Origin of the sequence: Marinobacter sp. DUT-1 (genome assembly GCF_050379415.1) — a bacterium.
GTDB lineage: Bacteria > Pseudomonadota > Gammaproteobacteria > Pseudomonadales > Oleiphilaceae > Marinobacter.
Genome location: NZ_JBNRLS010000001.1, coordinates 126,086 through 140,499, shown reverse-complemented (window position 1 = coordinate 140,499; position 14,414 = coordinate 126,086). Strand labels below are relative to the sequence as shown.

The window sequence follows — 14,414 nt, the reverse complement described above, 5'->3', positions numbered from 1 at the left end:
TAAGAGGTTTTCCCGAAACATGCCCCACATTCATTTGCTCTCTCCCCGGCTGGCGAACCAGATAGCCGCGGGTGAGGTGGTGGAGCGTCCCGCATCGGTCGTCAAGGAACTGGTCGAAAATGCCCTGGATGCCGGTGCCGGCCGGGTCGATGTCGAGATAGAGCAGGGCGGTGTCAAGCTTATCCGCGTCCGTGATGATGGCAGTGGCATCGAGGAGGATGACCTGCCCCTTGCCCTGAGCCGCCATGCAACCAGCAAGATCACCAGTCTCGATGACCTCGAAGCCGTCGCTTCCCTCGGGTTCCGGGGCGAGGCGCTGGCCAGTATCAGCTCGGTCTCCCGGTTGACACTGACTTCCCGGACCGAAAACCAGGAAGCGGCCTCCCGGGTGGAAGTCGAGGGTCGTGAAATGGATGCCAGGATATCTCCCGCGGCCCATCCGGTGGGTACCACCGTGGAAGTCCGGGACCTGTTCTTCAATACGCCGGCCCGGCGGAAATTTCTTCGCACCGAGAAAACCGAGTTCAATCATGTCGATGAATGTATCCGTCGCCAGGCCCTGAGCCGGTTCGATACCGGATTCACCCTGCGTCATAACCAGCGGGTGGTGCAGAGCCTGCGGCCGGCTGAATCTGCGCTGGACCGGGAGCGCCGTATTGGAGCCCTGTGTGGCCAGCAGTTCATCGACAATGCCGTGGTTATTGATGCCGAGGCCACCGGGCTGCGGCTCTGGGGCTGGGTAGCGCTGCCGACGTTTTCCCGCAGCCAGGCGGACCTGCAGTACTTCTTCGTCAACGGCCGGGTGATCCGGGACAAGCTGGTGGCCCATGCGGTGCGCCAGGCTTATCGGGATGTGCTGTACAACAACCGCCACCCGGCCTTTGTGCTTTACCTGGAAGTGGATCCCGCCACGGTGGATGTGAACGTGCATCCTACCAAGCACGAGGTGAGGTTCCGGGACGGTCGTCTGGTCCACGATTTCATTTTCCGGACCCTGCATCGGGCGCTGGCAGATGTACGGCCCGATGATCATTTTCGCGGGGCGGTGGCACAGTCCGTCGGGCGGGAGGCCTCGGCCCAGCCAGCAGGTCCGGGAACTGCAGGAGCTCCGAACCCGCAGCAGGGTTGGTCTTACCCGCCCCGGGAAAACGCGAGTCAGGCCTCCCCGGCTCCTGCCGGTTTCGGTGGGAGCCGGCCGCCGGAGCCACAGCAGGAATGGCGGGCCAGTGACCAGATGGCGTTCTACCAGTCTCTTAATGCCGGTGGTGGCGTTGCCGCAGAGCCCTCTCCCGGTTCAGCGGGGATCGCTCAGGTACAGGCAACGCCCCCCGCTGATAGCGAAGAAGAGCCACCCCTGGGCTACGCCATCGCCCAGCTGCACGGAATCTATATCCTGGCCCAGAGTCGTGCCGGCCTGATTGTGGTGGATATGCATGCGGCCCATGAACGCATCACCTACGAGCGAATGAAGCGGGCCCTGGCCGAGCAGGACCTGAAAAGCCAACCTCTGCTTGTGCCGGTATCCATCGCGGTCAGCCAGAAAGAAGCGGCGCTCACGGAAACCCACGGCGAAGGGTTGCAGCAACTGGGTCTGCAGATCGAGCGGATCGGACCGGAAACCCTCGCGGTCCGGCAGGTTCCGGCACTCCTGCGCGGTGCCGATGCCGAGCAGCTGGTGCGGGATGTGCTGGCGGATCTGATCGAGCATGGTCAGAGTGACCGGGTCGAGGCCGTCACCCACGAACTGCTGGGCACCATGGCCTGCCATGGCTCGGTCAGGGCGAACCGCCAGCTGACCATCCCGGAAATGAATTCCCTGCTTCGGGACATGGAGGCAACGGAGCGCAGTGGTCAGTGCAACCACGGGCGTCCCACCTGGACCCTGGTAACCCTGAGCGAGCTCGACAAGCTGTTCCTGCGAGGGCGTTGAGGGATCTCCGATGACAACCAGCAGCACCCCGGGCAAGTACCCGCCCGCCATCTTCCTGATGGGACCAACCGCCTCGGGCAAGACCGACCTGGCTATCGCCCTGTGTGAACACCTTCCGTGTGACATCATCAGTGTCGATTCCGCCCTGATCTACCGGGGAATGGACATCGGCACGGCAAAGCCCTCCGCCGAAGAGCTGGCCCGGGCGCCGCACAGGCTGATTGATATCTGTGATCCTTCGGAGAGCTATTCCGCCGCCGACTTCCGCCGCGACGCTCTGGCTGAAATGAAGAAAATCACCGAGGCCGGGCGCATTCCGTTGCTGGTGGGCGGCACCATGATGTATTTCAAGGCCCTGCTGCACGGCATGTCCGGATTGCCGCCTGCGGATCCCGAGTTGCGGGGCCGGCTGGAGCGCGAGGCGGCAGAGCGAGGCTGGCAGGCCCTCCATGACGAGCTGCGGGAGAAGGACCCGGTGGCGGCCCGGTTGATCCATCCCAATAACCGGCAGCGCCTTCTTCGCGCGTTGGAGGTTGTCCGCCTTACCGGCAAACCGATCTCGGCGTTCTGGCAGGCGGAGAACGGATCAGCGGGGCAACCGCCGGGGGCCGGGGTCGAGGATTACACCTATTTCACGCGGTGGCAGGCAGACGAGGGGAGCGCTCTGCCGTATACTGTAACGCAACTTGCAATCGCTCCGAGTGAGCGGAAAGTGCTTCATGAACGAATAGAGCTGCGTTTCCACCGAATGCTGGAAGCCGGTTTTCTCGACGAAGTCCGGGCGCTTATGGCCCGGGGTGATCTCGATCCGGAACTGCCCTCCATGCGCTGTGTCGGCTATCGGCAGGCATGGGAATACCTGGCTGGTGACAGTGACCATGAAGAGTTTGTGAGCAGAGGTGTTGCCGCTACCCGCCAGCTGGCAAAACGGCAGCTCACCTGGTTGAGAAAATGGTCTGATGTCCGGTGGCTTGACAGTGACGATAAAATGGTCGCTGCAAAAGCCTTGAAAAAACTCGGACTTCGCACCACATTAAAACCTGAATAACGACGATCTGCATCTACTTAAAAACAGGAGAACACACATGTCAAAAGGGCACTCCTTACAAGACCCTTACCTCAATGCCTTGCGCAAGGAGCGCATCCCGGTTTCCATCTTTCTGGTCAATGGTATCAAGCTACAGGGCCAGATTGAGTCTTTCGACCAGTTCGTGATTTTGCTGAAAAACACTGTCAGCCAGATGGTCTACAAGCACGCTATTTCCACTGTGGTTCCTGCCCGCAATGTGCGCATTCCGCCGCAGGCCCCGGGAGGAGAGGGCGAGTCTGAAGACTGATCCAGCCGCTTCCCCGGTATTGCCACCCGCGTTTCCGAAGAGCCGCTCTACGGCTTCAGGTGCGCGGGTGTTTGTTTTTCTGAGGGGTCGATTCTGATGACCCGGGAGTCTGTACAAGTTGTTTGAGCGTCCTGATGTCGGCGAACGGGCGGTTCTGGTTCACATTGACTTTACCGCCTATGAGGATTCCGAAGACCTGGAAGAATTCCGGGAGCTGGTGACCTCTGCCGGCGTGGAACCGGTGGCTGTTATTACCGGTTCGCGCAAGCAGCCGAGCCCGCGATTGTTCGTGGGTGAAGGCAAGCTGGAAGAGATTCGTGATGCCATTGCCGCTTCGGAAGCGGACGTGGTGCTGTTCAATCATGCCCTGAGTCCGAGTCAGGAGCGCAATATCGAGCGTGAGCTCAAGTGCCGGGTACTGGATCGCACCGGAGTCATTCTCGATATTTTTGCCCAGCGGGCCCGGACCCACGAGGGCAAGCTGCAGGTGGAGCTTGCCCAGCTCGAGCATATGGCCACGCGACTGGTGCGCGGCTGGACCCACCTTGAGCGGCAAAAGGGTGGTATCGGCCTGCGGGGGCCCGGTGAAACCCAGCTCGAAACCGACCGTCGCTTGTTGCGTGAGCGAATCAAGTCCATCCACAAGCGCCTGGAAAAGGTTCGCAGGCAGCGGAACCAGGGGCGCCGTGCCAGGCACCGGGCCGATATTCCAACGGTCTCTCTGGTGGGGTATACCAACGCCGGCAAGTCGACCCTCTTCAACCGGCTGACCACCTCCACCGTCTACGCGGCCAACCAGCTGTTCGCAACCCTTGACCCGACATTGCGCCGGCTGGAACTTCCGGACATCGGGCCGGTCGTATTGGCGGACACGGTCGGATTCATCCGGCACCTGCCGCACAAACTGGTGGAGGCCTTCCGGGCGACTCTGGAAGAGACCACCGAAGCCAGCCTGCTGTTGCACATAATCGACTGTCACGATGGCCGTCGCGATGACAACATCGAACAGGTTGAAAGCGTCCTGGCTGAGATCGGAGCGGACGAGATTCCCGTATTACAGGTGTTCAACAAGATTGACCTGCTCGACGGCTTCACTCCCCGGATAGACCGCAATGAAGAGGGGGTCCCGGTGCGGGTCTGGGTGTCGGCAGTCAGCGGTGAAGGACTGGATGTCCTGTTTGATGCCATTGTTGAGCGGCTGGCCGAGGATGTGGTGCACCATTTCGTTCTGCTCGGTCCCGCTGACGGCAAGTTGCGGGCCTTGTTGCACGAGGCCGGTTCGGTGCTCAGTGAAGAGCACCGGGAAACGGGTGACAGCGTGGTGGAAGTCCGCTTGCAGAACCGGGACTGGCTCCAGCTCCTGAGCCGGGCGGGCATGAAAGAACATGAGATTCGCCTTGAAGACAGCCATGCCTGAGAGCGTAAACGGTTGCCGGGGCGAGTATAAATCCCTAGTATTTGCAGCCATTCGACAAGTATAGGAACGGAGAGCACTATGGCCTGGAACGAACCGGGTGGAAACCGTAACGACAACGATCCCTGGGGAACCGGTGGTGGTCGTCGCGGCGGCAATGATCAGGGGCCGCCAGACCTCGACGAGGCTCTGAAAAAGGGCCTGGACAAGCTCAACAAGATGTTGGGCGGCAAAGGCGGCAAGTCCGGAGGCGGCGATAGTGGCTCTGGCGGCACTGCTGGAGGCTTCGGTGCCATTATTGCCCTGGCGGCGATACTGGTCGTCGGTTACGTCGTCTATCAATCCTTTTACACCGTGGACGAGCAGGAGCGGGCCGTCGTTCTTCGTTTCGGTGAGTATTCCCGTACCGAAGATCCGGGGCTGCGCTTCAAGGTGCCCCTGATTGATGACGTGCGCAAGGTTCGGGTAACCAACGTACGTAGCGCCGAATCCGCGGGCCAGATGCTGACCCAGGACGAAAACCTGGTGACCGTCGACCTGCAGGTACAGTATCAGGTCAGCAACGCCCGGGACTACGTGCTGAACGTGCGTGACTCCAACCAGGCGTTGGCATTTGCCACTGACAGTGCCCTGCGTCATGAGGTGGGTAGTGCCACCCTCGATGACGTGCTGACCGAGGGTCGTGCAGAGTTGGCCATCAACGTGGAGCAGCGACTCCAGGCGTTCCTGCAGGACTATGGTGCGGGTCTTCGGATCGTTCGTGTGAACGTGGAAAGCACCCAGCCACCTGGCCCGGTCCAGGATGCCTTCCGGGAAGTTCAGCGTGCCCGGGAAGATGAGCAACGCTCGATCGAAGAAGCCGAGACTTACCGGAACAAGATCGTTCCCGAGGCTCGTGGTCGGGCGCAGCGTCTGATTGAGGAGGCGAACGCCTATAAGTCGCGGGTTGTTGAGACCGCGCGCGGTGAAACCGCCCGTTATCTGGATCTGCTGGCGGTTTATTCCGATGCGCCCCGGGTCACTCGTGAACGTATGTACATCCAGGCACTGGAAAACGTAATGTCCAACACCAGCAAAGTGTTTGTGGACACCAAGTCTTCCAACAACATGATGTACCTGCCACTGGATCAGATGATCAAGCGCAACACGGTGACCAGTGGTCGTGACAGCTCCGGTAATACCGGTTCCATGAGCGGCCAGGTTGATATCCAGTCAGTGACCGACGAAGTATTGCGTGAACTGCGCAATCGTCAGGCCACCAATTCCAGAACGGGGAGATAATCAATGGGTCCGAAAAGTATTATCGGCCTTGCCGGTGCCTTGATCGTTGTTCTGGTGGTGTCGGCCAGTGTCTACATCATTCCGGAAACCCACCGGGGCGTACTGCTGCGCTTCGGTGAGCTGATTGAAACCAACATCCCGGCGGGTATCCACTTCAAGGTGCCGGTGATCGATCAGGTCAGGGAGTTTGACGTTCGGGTGCTGACCACGGACCTTCCGGCACATCAGTACCTGACCGTCGAGAAGAAACCTCTGGACGTGGACTCCTACATCGCGTGGCAGATTGCCGATGTGGACACTTTCTACCGTTCAACCGGTGGTGACGAGTTCCGCGCCCAGTCCCTGCTGTCCTCACGGGTGGATAACGGCCTGCGGAACGAGTTCGGTGTGCGCACCATGCACGAGGTGGTCTCCGGTCAGCGGGATGAGTTGATGCACACCCTGCGGGACCAGGTGAACGAGACGTCCGTTGATGAATTCGGGATCCGGGTGCTGGATATCCGGGTCAAGGCCATTGAACTGCCCCAACAGGTCAGTGAGAACGTTTATCGCCGTATGGCAACAGAGCGTGAAAAGCTGGCCCAGGAATTCCGTTCCCGCGGGCGTGAGGCAGCGGAAGGTATTCGTGCCGATGCCGATCGCCAGCAAACCGTGATCCTGGCAGAGGCTTTTGCCAAGTCCGAGGAACTGCGCGGTGAGGGTGATGGCCAGGCTGCGCGTATCTATGCCGATGCTTACAGCCGGGACGAAGAGTTCTATAGCTTCTATCGCAGCATCACGGCGTATCAGAATGCATTCTCCAGCAAGGATGACATCATGGTCATCGACTCGGACAGCGACTTCCTGAGGTACCTGAAGGATCCTCAGGGCGCCACCAACTGAGCCGGGTTTGAAGCAGGAAACCGGAATACCTTCGTATTCCGGTTTTTTTGTGCCCGACAACCGTGTAAAATTCGGCCGGTTTTGTATCGGGTTTTCTGACCCACGACTTCGCCGCAAATCCTGAGTGCTCTCCCCGCAGTCATCTGGCTGTTGCGGGAATAACAGACAACGGAATCTCATGACAGTATCTGATCGCTGGTTACTGCCGGACGGGGTAGAGGACATTCTGCCGCCGCTGGCCGGACGGATCGAATCCCTGCGCCGGGACGTAATGGATACCTGCCAACGCTGGGGCTACCAGCTGGTCATCCCGCCCCTGATCGAATACCTGGAATCCCTGTTTACCGGTACCGGGCATGACCTGGAACTGCAGACCTTCAAGCTGACCGACCAGCTTACCGGTCGGATGATGGGTGTTCGTGCGGACATGACCCCACAGGCTGCTCGAATCGATGCTCATACCCTGGGCCAGGAAGGTATTACCCGTCTGTGTTATGCCGGCCATGTGCTGCATACCCGACCGCGCCACATGCTGACAGGTCGCACGCCAATCCAGGCCGGTTGCGAGTTGTTTGGCAGCGCCTCCGAGTCGGCGGATATGGAAGTGATCAGTCTGATGCTGGAAACGCTCCGGGTTGCCGGGCTGCCCCGTATTCACCTGGATCTGGCACATGTGGCGATTTACGAGAGTCTGATCGGTGAGGCGGATTTCGATCGGGATACCGAAGAAACCATCTTCGATGCCATGGCCCGGAAATCGGTACCGGAACTTGATGAGCTCCTGGGTGACTGCCCGGAAGGGTCCGCCGGCAGCCGGCTCCGGAAGCTGGCGCGCGTAAGCGGGGGCCCCGAGGCGTTGGTCGAAGCGCGGAAGATTCTCAGCGGCGCGTCCGATTCTCTGGATGCGGCCCTCGACAAGCTGGACCGTGTGGCGAATATGCTGACCCGGGACTTCCCGGAAGTGAGCTTCGGCTTCGATTTCTGTGAGCTCCGGGGCTACAACTACCACACCGGCCTTGTGTTTGCGGCCTATGTGCCCGGCCACGGGGATTCCGTTGCCAAGGGCGGCCGTTACGATGCCATTGGCAGCGACTTTGGCCGGCCCCGCCCTGCCACCGGCTTCAGTCTCGACATCCGGGCACTGGTGTCCCTGGGCGAGCGGGCAGTACTCAAGAGCGGCGCGGTTTGGGCGCCGGCAGACCAGGATCCGGCTCTGGAAGGGGCGGTTTCGGACCTGAGAAAAACGGAAACGGTTATCCGGGCATTGCCGGAGGATGAGGGTGTTAACCCTGCCACCCGCGGGTGTGACCGGCAATTGGTGAAGAAGGACGGCGAGTGGGTCGTCGAATCGCTGGACTGAATTGAGAGAGAATCATGGGTAAGAACGTAGTTGTGCTGGGCACCCAGTGGGGTGATGAAGGCAAGGGTAAGATTGTTGACCTGCTGACCGACAAGGTCGCTGCCGTGGTTCGGTTCCAGGGTGGCCATAACGCCGGCCATACACTGGTGATCGAGGGCAAGAAAACCGCCCTGCACCTGATTCCCTCCGGTATCCTGCGCCAGGATGTCCAGTGCCTGATCGGCAATGGTGTGGTCCTGTCTCCGGAAGCCCTGCTCAAGGAAGTCCGGGAACTGGAAGCCAATGGCGTAGCGGTGCGTGAGCGCCTGAAAATCAGCCTGGCCTGCCCGATCATCCTGCGCACCCATGTCCGCATCGACCAGGCCCGTGAGCGCGCCCGTGGTAACGACAAGATCGGCACCACCGGCCGTGGTATCGGCCCGGCCTACGAGGACAAGGTATCCCGTCGCGGTGTGCGCCTGGGCGACCTGTGCAATCCGGCAGATTTCGAGGAGAAGCTGCGGGAGATCATGAGCTACCACAACTTTGTGCTGACCGAGTACTTCAAGGAAGAGGCGGAGGACATCGACGCCGCTCTTGAGGAACTCAAGCAGATGGGCGAGGAAATCCTGCCCATGGCTGCGGATGTGACCGACCTGCTGCACGACTATCGCAAGCGTGGCGAGAACATCCTGTTCGAAGGCGCCCAGGGCTCCCTGCTGGATATTGACCTGGGTACCTATCCGTACGTGACGTCTTCCAACACCACGGCTGGCGGTACCGCCACCGGTTCCGGTTTTGGCCCCCTGTTCCTGGATTACGTGCTGGGTATTACCAAGGCCTACACCACCCGTGTCGGTTCGGGGCCGTTTCCGACCGAGCTGTTTGACGACATGGGCCAGCACCTGGCGGTGAAGGGTAATGAGGTGGGCACCACCACTGGTCGTTCCCGTCGCTGTGGCTGGTTTGATGCGGTGGCCCTGCGTCACGCCATCCAGATCAACAGCGTGTCCGGTATCTGCCTGACCAAACTGGACGTGCTGGATGGCCTGGAAACCGTCAAGGTGTGCGTGGGCTACAAGACCCCGAATGGCGAGATCTTCCGTCCACCGATCGGCTGTGACAGCTACAAGGACATCGAGCCGGTTTACGCGGAGCTGCCGGGCTGGAGCGAGAGCACCGTGGGCCTGACCAGCATCGATCAGCTTCCGGAGAATGCCAAGGCCTACATTCGCTTCCTGGAGGAACAGATCGAGGCGCCCATCGACATCATCTCCACCGGTCCGGACCGGATTGAGACGATTACCCTGCGTCATCCATTTGGTGAATAGGCGAAAAGAGTCCTGATGTAAACACAAAGCCCCGCAACTACGCGGGGCTTTGTGTTTCAGGGCTTGGTGGCAATGATTGTGGCGCGTTTCGGGCCCGGATAGCCCTCCACCGTTCTCGAAGGATCCTCCGGATCAAGAAAATTCTGCAAAGAGTTGAACCGCATCCAGTCGGTGGATCGCTGCTCCTCGGTGGTGGTTTCGGTGACATCCACCACTCTCGCATCCCGGAAGCCGGTGCGCTGCAGCCAGCGCAGCAGGGTGTCGCAACTGGGCAGGAACCAGACGTTGCGCATCTGGCCATAGCGGTCCTCGGGCATCAGGCTGTAGCCTTCCGGCCCGTCCACCACCAGAGTTTCCAGCACCAGTTCGCCGCCCCGGCGCAGGGTGCTCTTGAGCTCCAGCAGATGATCCAGAGGCGAGCGCCGATGGTAGAGCACGCCCATGGAGAAAGTGGTGTCGAAGATCTCCAGGTTGGTGGGCAGATCCTCCATTCTCACCGGCAACAGATCGACCGGAACCTCTCCCAGATAGTTCTTTACCGCCAGGAACTGGAACAGGAACAGCAGGCCGGGATCGATACCGATGACCCGCCGGGCGCCGGCGCCATACATGCGCCAGCAGTGGTAGCCGGACCCACAACCTACATCCAGGATCTGCCGGCCCTTGAGGTCGGACAGGTGGGGGGCGACCCGGTCCCATTTCCAGTCGGAGCGCCATTCCGTGTCGATAAACGTATCGAAAAACCGGAACGGGCCCTTACGCCAGGGCATCAGCCCCCGCAGGCCCGCTTCCAGGTTTTGTTGCTCCGCTTCAGTCAGTGCCTGAGCGGTTTCCAGGGTGACGGCCGGGGCATTCAGCTGCCCGAGAATATCCGGTAACCGGGGCAGGGTTTCCAGGGCCCGCAACCACCGGCCCAGGTCACCGTGGGGCGCCTCTTCGAATTTGTGACGGAACTGCTCCCGAAGAGCCTCCGCCCAATCCTGCAGGCCCTGGGCATCGAGTTCGGAAAGAACCGGGTTGAAATAGCGTTGCCAGTCGAAAGTTTTCATGAGTAAGCGGTAGTCGTTATTCGGCCTTGATGGCCAGCATGGAGACAAAATTGAAACACTGATACCACAGCAGCACCTGGTCGAAACCGGCACTTAACAGGCGTTCGCGGTGCCTGGCAAGTGTCTCCGGAATCAGAACCTGTTCGATGGCCGAGCGCTTCTGGCTAATCTCCAGGTCCGAATAGCCGTTGGCCCGCTTGAACTCATGGTGTAGGCGGGTCTGGACCTCCTGCTCCTGTTCCGATTCGAACCGGATCTTCTCGGACAGGATCAGCACCCCGCCGGGACGCGTCGCAGATGCGATGCGGGCAAGGAGTTCTGCCCGCTGTTCCGGTGGCACAAACTGGAGGGTGAAATTCAGAGTGGTAACCGAGGCATTGCTCAGTTCGGTATCCAGAATGTCTTCACAACGCAGGGTCACCGGAAGCGAGGAGTCGTCCAGTGCGATGTAATGCTCACAACGTTCAATCATCGCCGCCGAGTTATCCACCCCGAACAGCCCGCAGTCCTTGTCGCCAATACCATGGCGCATGGCCAGGGTGGAGGCGCCCAGGGAGCAGCCAAGGTCATAGCAATTGGAGCCGGGCTGGGCGTACTGCTCGGTGATCACTTCGATCATCGGGATAATGGTGGTATAGCCGGGTACCGAGCGACGAATCATGTCCGGGAAGACCCGAGCCACCGAGGCGTCGAAACGGAAGTCCTCCGGCTTTCGCTCGGTGGCAAACAGACGGTCGGTGGCCTGTTCCGGCGGTTGGGCTGGTGCTTTCTCCCTACTCATCCGCGGCTCCCTGTTCCGGGACGGCGGGCCCGGTGGGAGACGGGCGGCGGCAACGAACCCCTCGGTTCTTGTAATCGACCAGGATGCCCCGGAACGAGGGATCCACATCAGCGGCAATCGCCAGGTAGCCATTCTCGCAGACCGCGTGCAACTCCGACGCCTTGGGCGACATCCGGAACGGATCATCCGGTGTCACGTGGATGGCCTCGAATTCGCCCACGGGCACATGGTCCTTGTTGTCCGAGTGGTCAATTCGGCCTGAGGCCTCCAGTGCCAGAATGGTACCCACGATGGAGACCACGGCGGTGACAATCAGGCTACGGACGGTGTAACGGGCTTCACTCTGGCTCATGCCTACCTCGTTGTGAAGTGAATGGGTTTTGGTCAGTACTGGCCGGGGATGCTGATGGCCGGGGCCTGTAGGGCCGCCATCTGTTCCCTCAGGGACAGGATCTGGTCGGACCAGAACCGTGGCTGTGCAAACCAGGGAAAGAAGCGGGGGAAGGCGGGGTCGTCCCAGCGTTTGGCCAGCCAGGCACAATGGGCGATCTGCCGGTAGCAGCGCAGGGGCTCGATCAGGTGGCGTTCACGGCGATTGAAGTCCCGGAACATTTCGTAGCCTTCCAGTAGTTCCCCGAGTTGGGCGCCGCGCTCGTGATCTTCGCCATTCAGCAGCAGCCACATATCCTGGATGGCCGGCCCGGAGCGGCAATCGTCCAGGTCGACAAAGAGCATCTGCTCCTCCCGGCACAGAATGTTACCAGCGTGGCAGTCACCGTGCAGACGCAGGGTATCCACCGGGCCGGCATCATCGATGCGGGCGGCACAGAGGTCCAGAAGCTGTGGTACCAGGCTGTCCCAGGCCGGGCGCAGATCCTCGGGGATCCAGTCGCCGTCAATCAGTAACCGGTTGTTGGTCTCGATGCCTTCCATCAGGGCAAAGGCGGGCCGGTGATGAAAGGGTTCGCGAGCCCCGATGTTATGAAGTTGACCGAGCCACTGTCCCAACCGGAACAGCGTGTCGGTGACGCTGGTATCGGGCGCGTGGCCGCCCCGCTGGGGAAAGACCGCAAATCGGAAGTCTCCGTGCTTGCCCAGAGTGTCCCCGCCCGACATGACCATCGGCGCCACCACGGGGATGCCTGCGTCCTGCAACTCCAGGGTAAAGGTGTGTTCTTCACGGATGGCGGCTTCGCTCCAGCGGCCCGGACGGTAGAACTTGGCAATCACCGGAGTCTTGTCCTCGATGCCGACCTGGTAGACCCGGTTCTCGTAGCTGTTCAGGGCAAACAGGCGCCCGCTGACCGGGAAGCCCGCCTCTTCCAGGGCATCCAGGATGGCATCCGGAGTGAGGGCGTCGTAGGGATGGCTGGATACGGCCAGTTGCGGGTCATGGGGCATAGGAGTGTGGTCAAAGGCCTTTGTCGGTTTTGGATTTCATGCGCAGTAGATGATACCAGTTCTCGTCCAGTTCCCAGCGGACATGATCGATTCCCGGGTCAGCAAGGACGATTTCGCCGGCCCGGGCCTGCACCTGCGCCAGTTGCCGTTCCGCCCGTTGCCAGTCCCGGTGGTTGTCCGGAAGGTTCCGCATGCTCGGAAAAATCGCCCTGAGGGCCTCTTCCGTGGACACGGAATGCGACCGGAGCGAGCCCATGATGGCAGTGTCCCCCTCTACCCGCAGCACCCGGTGCTGGTAAGGGTAGTTGGCGACCGTTTCGTCGGATTTCAGCAGTTCGTTAAGACTGATGACTTCGAAACTGCGCCATCCCAGCCAGCCCACGAACAGTGCAGCGACAACCATTACGGCAATAAACTGTTTGCGGTCCGACATCCATGGGGCTCCGTTAAAATCTTCCTGGCTGCAAGTATAACGTTTATGGTGGTTCAGGTAATGTTTACCGGGCATTCGGAGCTATATCGGGGGAGGCATTGCGGGTGACGGAATCGGAAATCCTGGAAACTCAGACAGTGGTGATCGGTGCTGGCGTGGTCGGTCTGGCCGTGGCCCGGCAGCTGGCTATGGCCGGCCGGGATGTGATTGTCCTGGAATCCGGTAGCCGGTTCGGCGAGGGTATTTCTTCCCGCAACAGCGAAGTGATCCATGCCGGTATCTATTATCCCGAGGGCACCCTCAAGGCCCGTCTGTGCGTGACCGGGCGTGAGAAGCTCTATGACTACTGCGCCAGCCGCAAGGTGGGGCACCGGAAATGCGGCAAATGGATTGTGGCAACCCGTGCGGACCAGCAGGCGAAGCTGGCGGGGATCCAGGGTGCGGCGGCACTTAACGGGGTGCCTCTTGAGCTGGTAGACGGCGCGGACGCCCGAGCACGGGTGCCGGATGTTCGGGTGGCGGCGGCACTGTGGTCCCGAGAAACCGGGATCATCGATTCCCATGGTCTGATGCTGTCCCTGCTCGGTGAGCTGGAAGATCACGGTGGGCAGCTGGTGCTGAAGTCCCCGGTGCTCTCGGCCGTGACTGAGCGTGGGCGCCATCGCCTGACCGTGGGTGGGGATTCGGCCTGCACGCTGCTTGCCAATGAGGTTGTCAATGCGGCCGGGCTGGGAGCGCCGGGCCTGGCGGAAAACTGGCAAGGGCTCCCGGATAGCCAGCGACCGGAGCAATGGTTGGCCCGGGGAGTGTATTTTTCCTACAGTGGCCGGCATCCGTTTGACAGCCTGATTTACCCGGTGCCAGAAGCCGGAGGGCTGGGGGTTCACTTAACCCTGGACCTGGCCGGCCAGGCCCGTTTCGGCCCGGATGTAGAGTGGATTGAAACCGAGGATTACACCGTCGACCCGCAGCGTGTCCACCGTTTCGCAGAAGGTATCCGGCAGTGGTGGCCGGGACTGGATGCATTGCGCCTGCAACCTGCCTATGCCGGCATCCGCCCCAAGCTCAAGGGGCCGGAAGAAGGTTTCTTCGACTTCCGCATCGATGGGCCCGGGGAGCATGGCGTTCCCGGGCTGGTCAATCTGTTCGGAATCGAGTCTCCCGGGCTGACCTCCTGCCTTGCCATCGCTGAGCTGGTCCGGGACAAGCTGGCCCGGTAGGCGGCCGCAGTCAATG

14 protein-coding genes are annotated in these 14,414 nt (G+C 60.8%); 9 read left to right on the top strand and 5 right to left on the bottom strand.

Translation table 11 applies throughout. The annotated features are described in order from the left end of the window. Positions 1-19 precede the first annotated feature (19 nt). From mutL to ACQUTG_RS00595, 8 genes are all read left to right on the top strand, one after another. Positions 20-1,930, top strand: a complete 1,911-nt coding sequence (gene mutL, locus ACQUTG_RS00630) for a DNA mismatch repair endonuclease MutL (RefSeq protein WP_428917555.1) — start codon at positions 20-22, stop codon at positions 1,928-1,930. 10 nt (positions 1,931-1,940) lie between these two features. After that, entirely contained in the window at positions 1,941-2,978 is a 1,038-nt protein-coding gene (miaA, locus tag ACQUTG_RS00625; protein WP_428917554.1) for a tRNA (adenosine(37)-N6)-dimethylallyltransferase MiaA, read from the top strand. A gap of 37 nt (positions 2,979-3,015) precedes the next feature. Continuing rightward, the gene (hfq, locus tag ACQUTG_RS00620) at positions 3,016-3,267 is read left to right on the top strand and encodes an RNA chaperone Hfq (protein ID WP_218635049.1); all 252 of its coding nucleotides are present in this window, start codon (positions 3,016-3,018) and stop codon (positions 3,265-3,267) included. A 118-nt stretch (positions 3,268-3,385) separates the two neighbouring features. Further along, entirely contained in the window at positions 3,386-4,684 is a 1,299-nt protein-coding gene (hflX, locus tag ACQUTG_RS00615) for a ribosome rescue GTPase HflX (protein ID WP_428917553.1), read from the top strand. 78 nt (positions 4,685-4,762) lie between these two features. Beyond that, on the top strand, positions 4,763-5,962 hold the full coding sequence (gene hflK / locus ACQUTG_RS00610; protein ID WP_428917552.1) for an FtsH protease activity modulator HflK: 1,200 nt from the start codon (positions 4,763-4,765) through the stop codon (positions 5,960-5,962). A gap of 3 nt (positions 5,963-5,965) precedes the next feature. After that, positions 5,966-6,844, top strand: coding sequence for a protease modulator HflC (gene hflC / locus ACQUTG_RS00605; protein WP_428917551.1), 879 nt, complete (start codon positions 5,966-5,968; stop codon positions 6,842-6,844). Positions 6,845-7,022: 178 nt separating this feature from the next. Next, positions 7,023-8,204 carry an ATP phosphoribosyltransferase regulatory subunit gene (locus ACQUTG_RS00600; protein ID WP_428917550.1) on the top strand — a complete coding sequence of 394 codons (1,182 nt, stop codon included), beginning with the start codon at positions 7,023-7,025 and terminating at the stop codon, positions 8,202-8,204. Positions 8,205-8,218: 14 nt separating this feature from the next. Next, positions 8,219-9,514: an adenylosuccinate synthase gene (locus ACQUTG_RS00595; RefSeq protein WP_428917549.1), complete on the top strand. Its 1,296-nt coding sequence runs from the start codon at positions 8,219-8,221 to the stop codon at positions 9,512-9,514. A 56-nt stretch (positions 9,515-9,570) separates the two neighbouring features. Here ACQUTG_RS00595 and cmoB read toward each other — a convergent pair whose 3' ends face one another. From cmoB to ACQUTG_RS00570, 5 genes are read right to left on the bottom strand one after another with little or no spacing between them, the layout of a single operon-like run. Further along, positions 9,571-10,563: a tRNA 5-methoxyuridine(34)/uridine 5-oxyacetic acid(34) synthase CmoB gene (cmoB, locus tag ACQUTG_RS00590; protein ID WP_428917548.1), complete on the bottom strand. Its 993-nt coding sequence runs from the start codon at positions 10,561-10,563 to the stop codon at positions 9,571-9,573. Between the two features lie 16 nt (positions 10,564-10,579). Further along, on the bottom strand, positions 10,580-11,344 hold the full coding sequence (cmoA, locus tag ACQUTG_RS00585; RefSeq protein ID WP_428917547.1) for a carboxy-S-adenosyl-L-methionine synthase CmoA: 765 nt from the start codon (positions 11,342-11,344) through the stop codon (positions 10,580-10,582). Beyond that, positions 11,337-11,696 (bottom strand): kinase, encoded by a 360-nt coding sequence (locus tag ACQUTG_RS00580; protein ID WP_428917546.1) that lies wholly within the window; start codon positions 11,694-11,696, stop codon positions 11,337-11,339. Before ACQUTG_RS00580 ends, cmoA begins: the two co-directional genes overlap by 8 nt. A 32-nt stretch (positions 11,697-11,728) precedes the next feature. Then, positions 11,729-12,745, bottom strand: coding sequence for a serine/threonine protein kinase (locus tag ACQUTG_RS00575; RefSeq protein ID WP_428917545.1), 1,017 nt, complete (start codon positions 12,743-12,745; stop codon positions 11,729-11,731). Between the two features lie 10 nt (positions 12,746-12,755). Next, positions 12,756-13,178, bottom strand: coding sequence for a hypothetical protein (locus ACQUTG_RS00570; RefSeq protein ID WP_428917544.1), 423 nt, complete (start codon positions 13,176-13,178; stop codon positions 12,756-12,758). A 104-nt stretch (positions 13,179-13,282) separates the two neighbouring features. Between ACQUTG_RS00570 and ACQUTG_RS00565 the strand changes: the two genes are divergently transcribed. Then, complete coding sequence (locus ACQUTG_RS00565; RefSeq protein ID WP_428917543.1) at positions 13,283-14,398, top strand: NAD(P)/FAD-dependent oxidoreductase; 1,116 nt, start codon at positions 13,283-13,285, stop codon at positions 14,396-14,398. Positions 14,399-14,414: the final 16 nt, after the last annotated feature.

What these genes read in the sequence shown, in the direction of transcription:
- mutL (WP_428917555.1), top strand. Translation starts at nt 20, where the DNA reads ATGCCCCACATTCATTTGCTCTCTCCCCGGCTGGCGAACCAGATAGCC.
- miaA (WP_428917554.1), top strand. Translation starts at nt 1,941, where the DNA reads ATGACAACCAGCAGCACCCCGGGCAAGTACCCGCCCGCCATCTTCCTG.
- hfq (WP_218635049.1), top strand. Translation starts at nt 3,016, where the DNA reads ATGTCAAAAGGGCACTCCTTACAAGACCCTTACCTCAATGCCTTGCGC.
- hflK (WP_428917552.1), top strand. Translation starts at nt 4,763, where the DNA reads ATGGCCTGGAACGAACCGGGTGGAAACCGTAACGACAACGATCCCTGG.
- hflC (WP_428917551.1), top strand. Translation starts at nt 5,966, where the DNA reads ATGGGTCCGAAAAGTATTATCGGCCTTGCCGGTGCCTTGATCGTTGTT.
- ACQUTG_RS00600 (WP_428917550.1), top strand. Translation starts at nt 7,023, where the DNA reads ATGACAGTATCTGATCGCTGGTTACTGCCGGACGGGGTAGAGGACATT.
- ACQUTG_RS00595 (WP_428917549.1), top strand. Translation starts at nt 8,219, where the DNA reads ATGGGTAAGAACGTAGTTGTGCTGGGCACCCAGTGGGGTGATGAAGGC.
- cmoB (WP_428917548.1), bottom strand. Translation starts at nt 10,563, where the DNA reads ATGAAAACTTTCGACTGGCAACGCTATTTCAACCCGGTTCTTTCCGAA.
- cmoA (WP_428917547.1), bottom strand. Translation starts at nt 11,344, where the DNA reads ATGAGTAGGGAGAAAGCACCAGCCCAACCGCCGGAACAGGCCACCGAC.
- ACQUTG_RS00580 (WP_428917546.1), bottom strand. Translation starts at nt 11,696, where the DNA reads ATGAGCCAGAGTGAAGCCCGTTACACCGTCCGTAGCCTGATTGTCACC.
- ACQUTG_RS00575 (WP_428917545.1), bottom strand. Translation starts at nt 12,745, where the DNA reads ATGCCCCATGACCCGCAACTGGCCGTATCCAGCCATCCCTACGACGCC.
- ACQUTG_RS00570 (WP_428917544.1), bottom strand. Translation starts at nt 13,178, where the DNA reads ATGTCGGACCGCAAACAGTTTATTGCCGTAATGGTTGTCGCTGCACTG.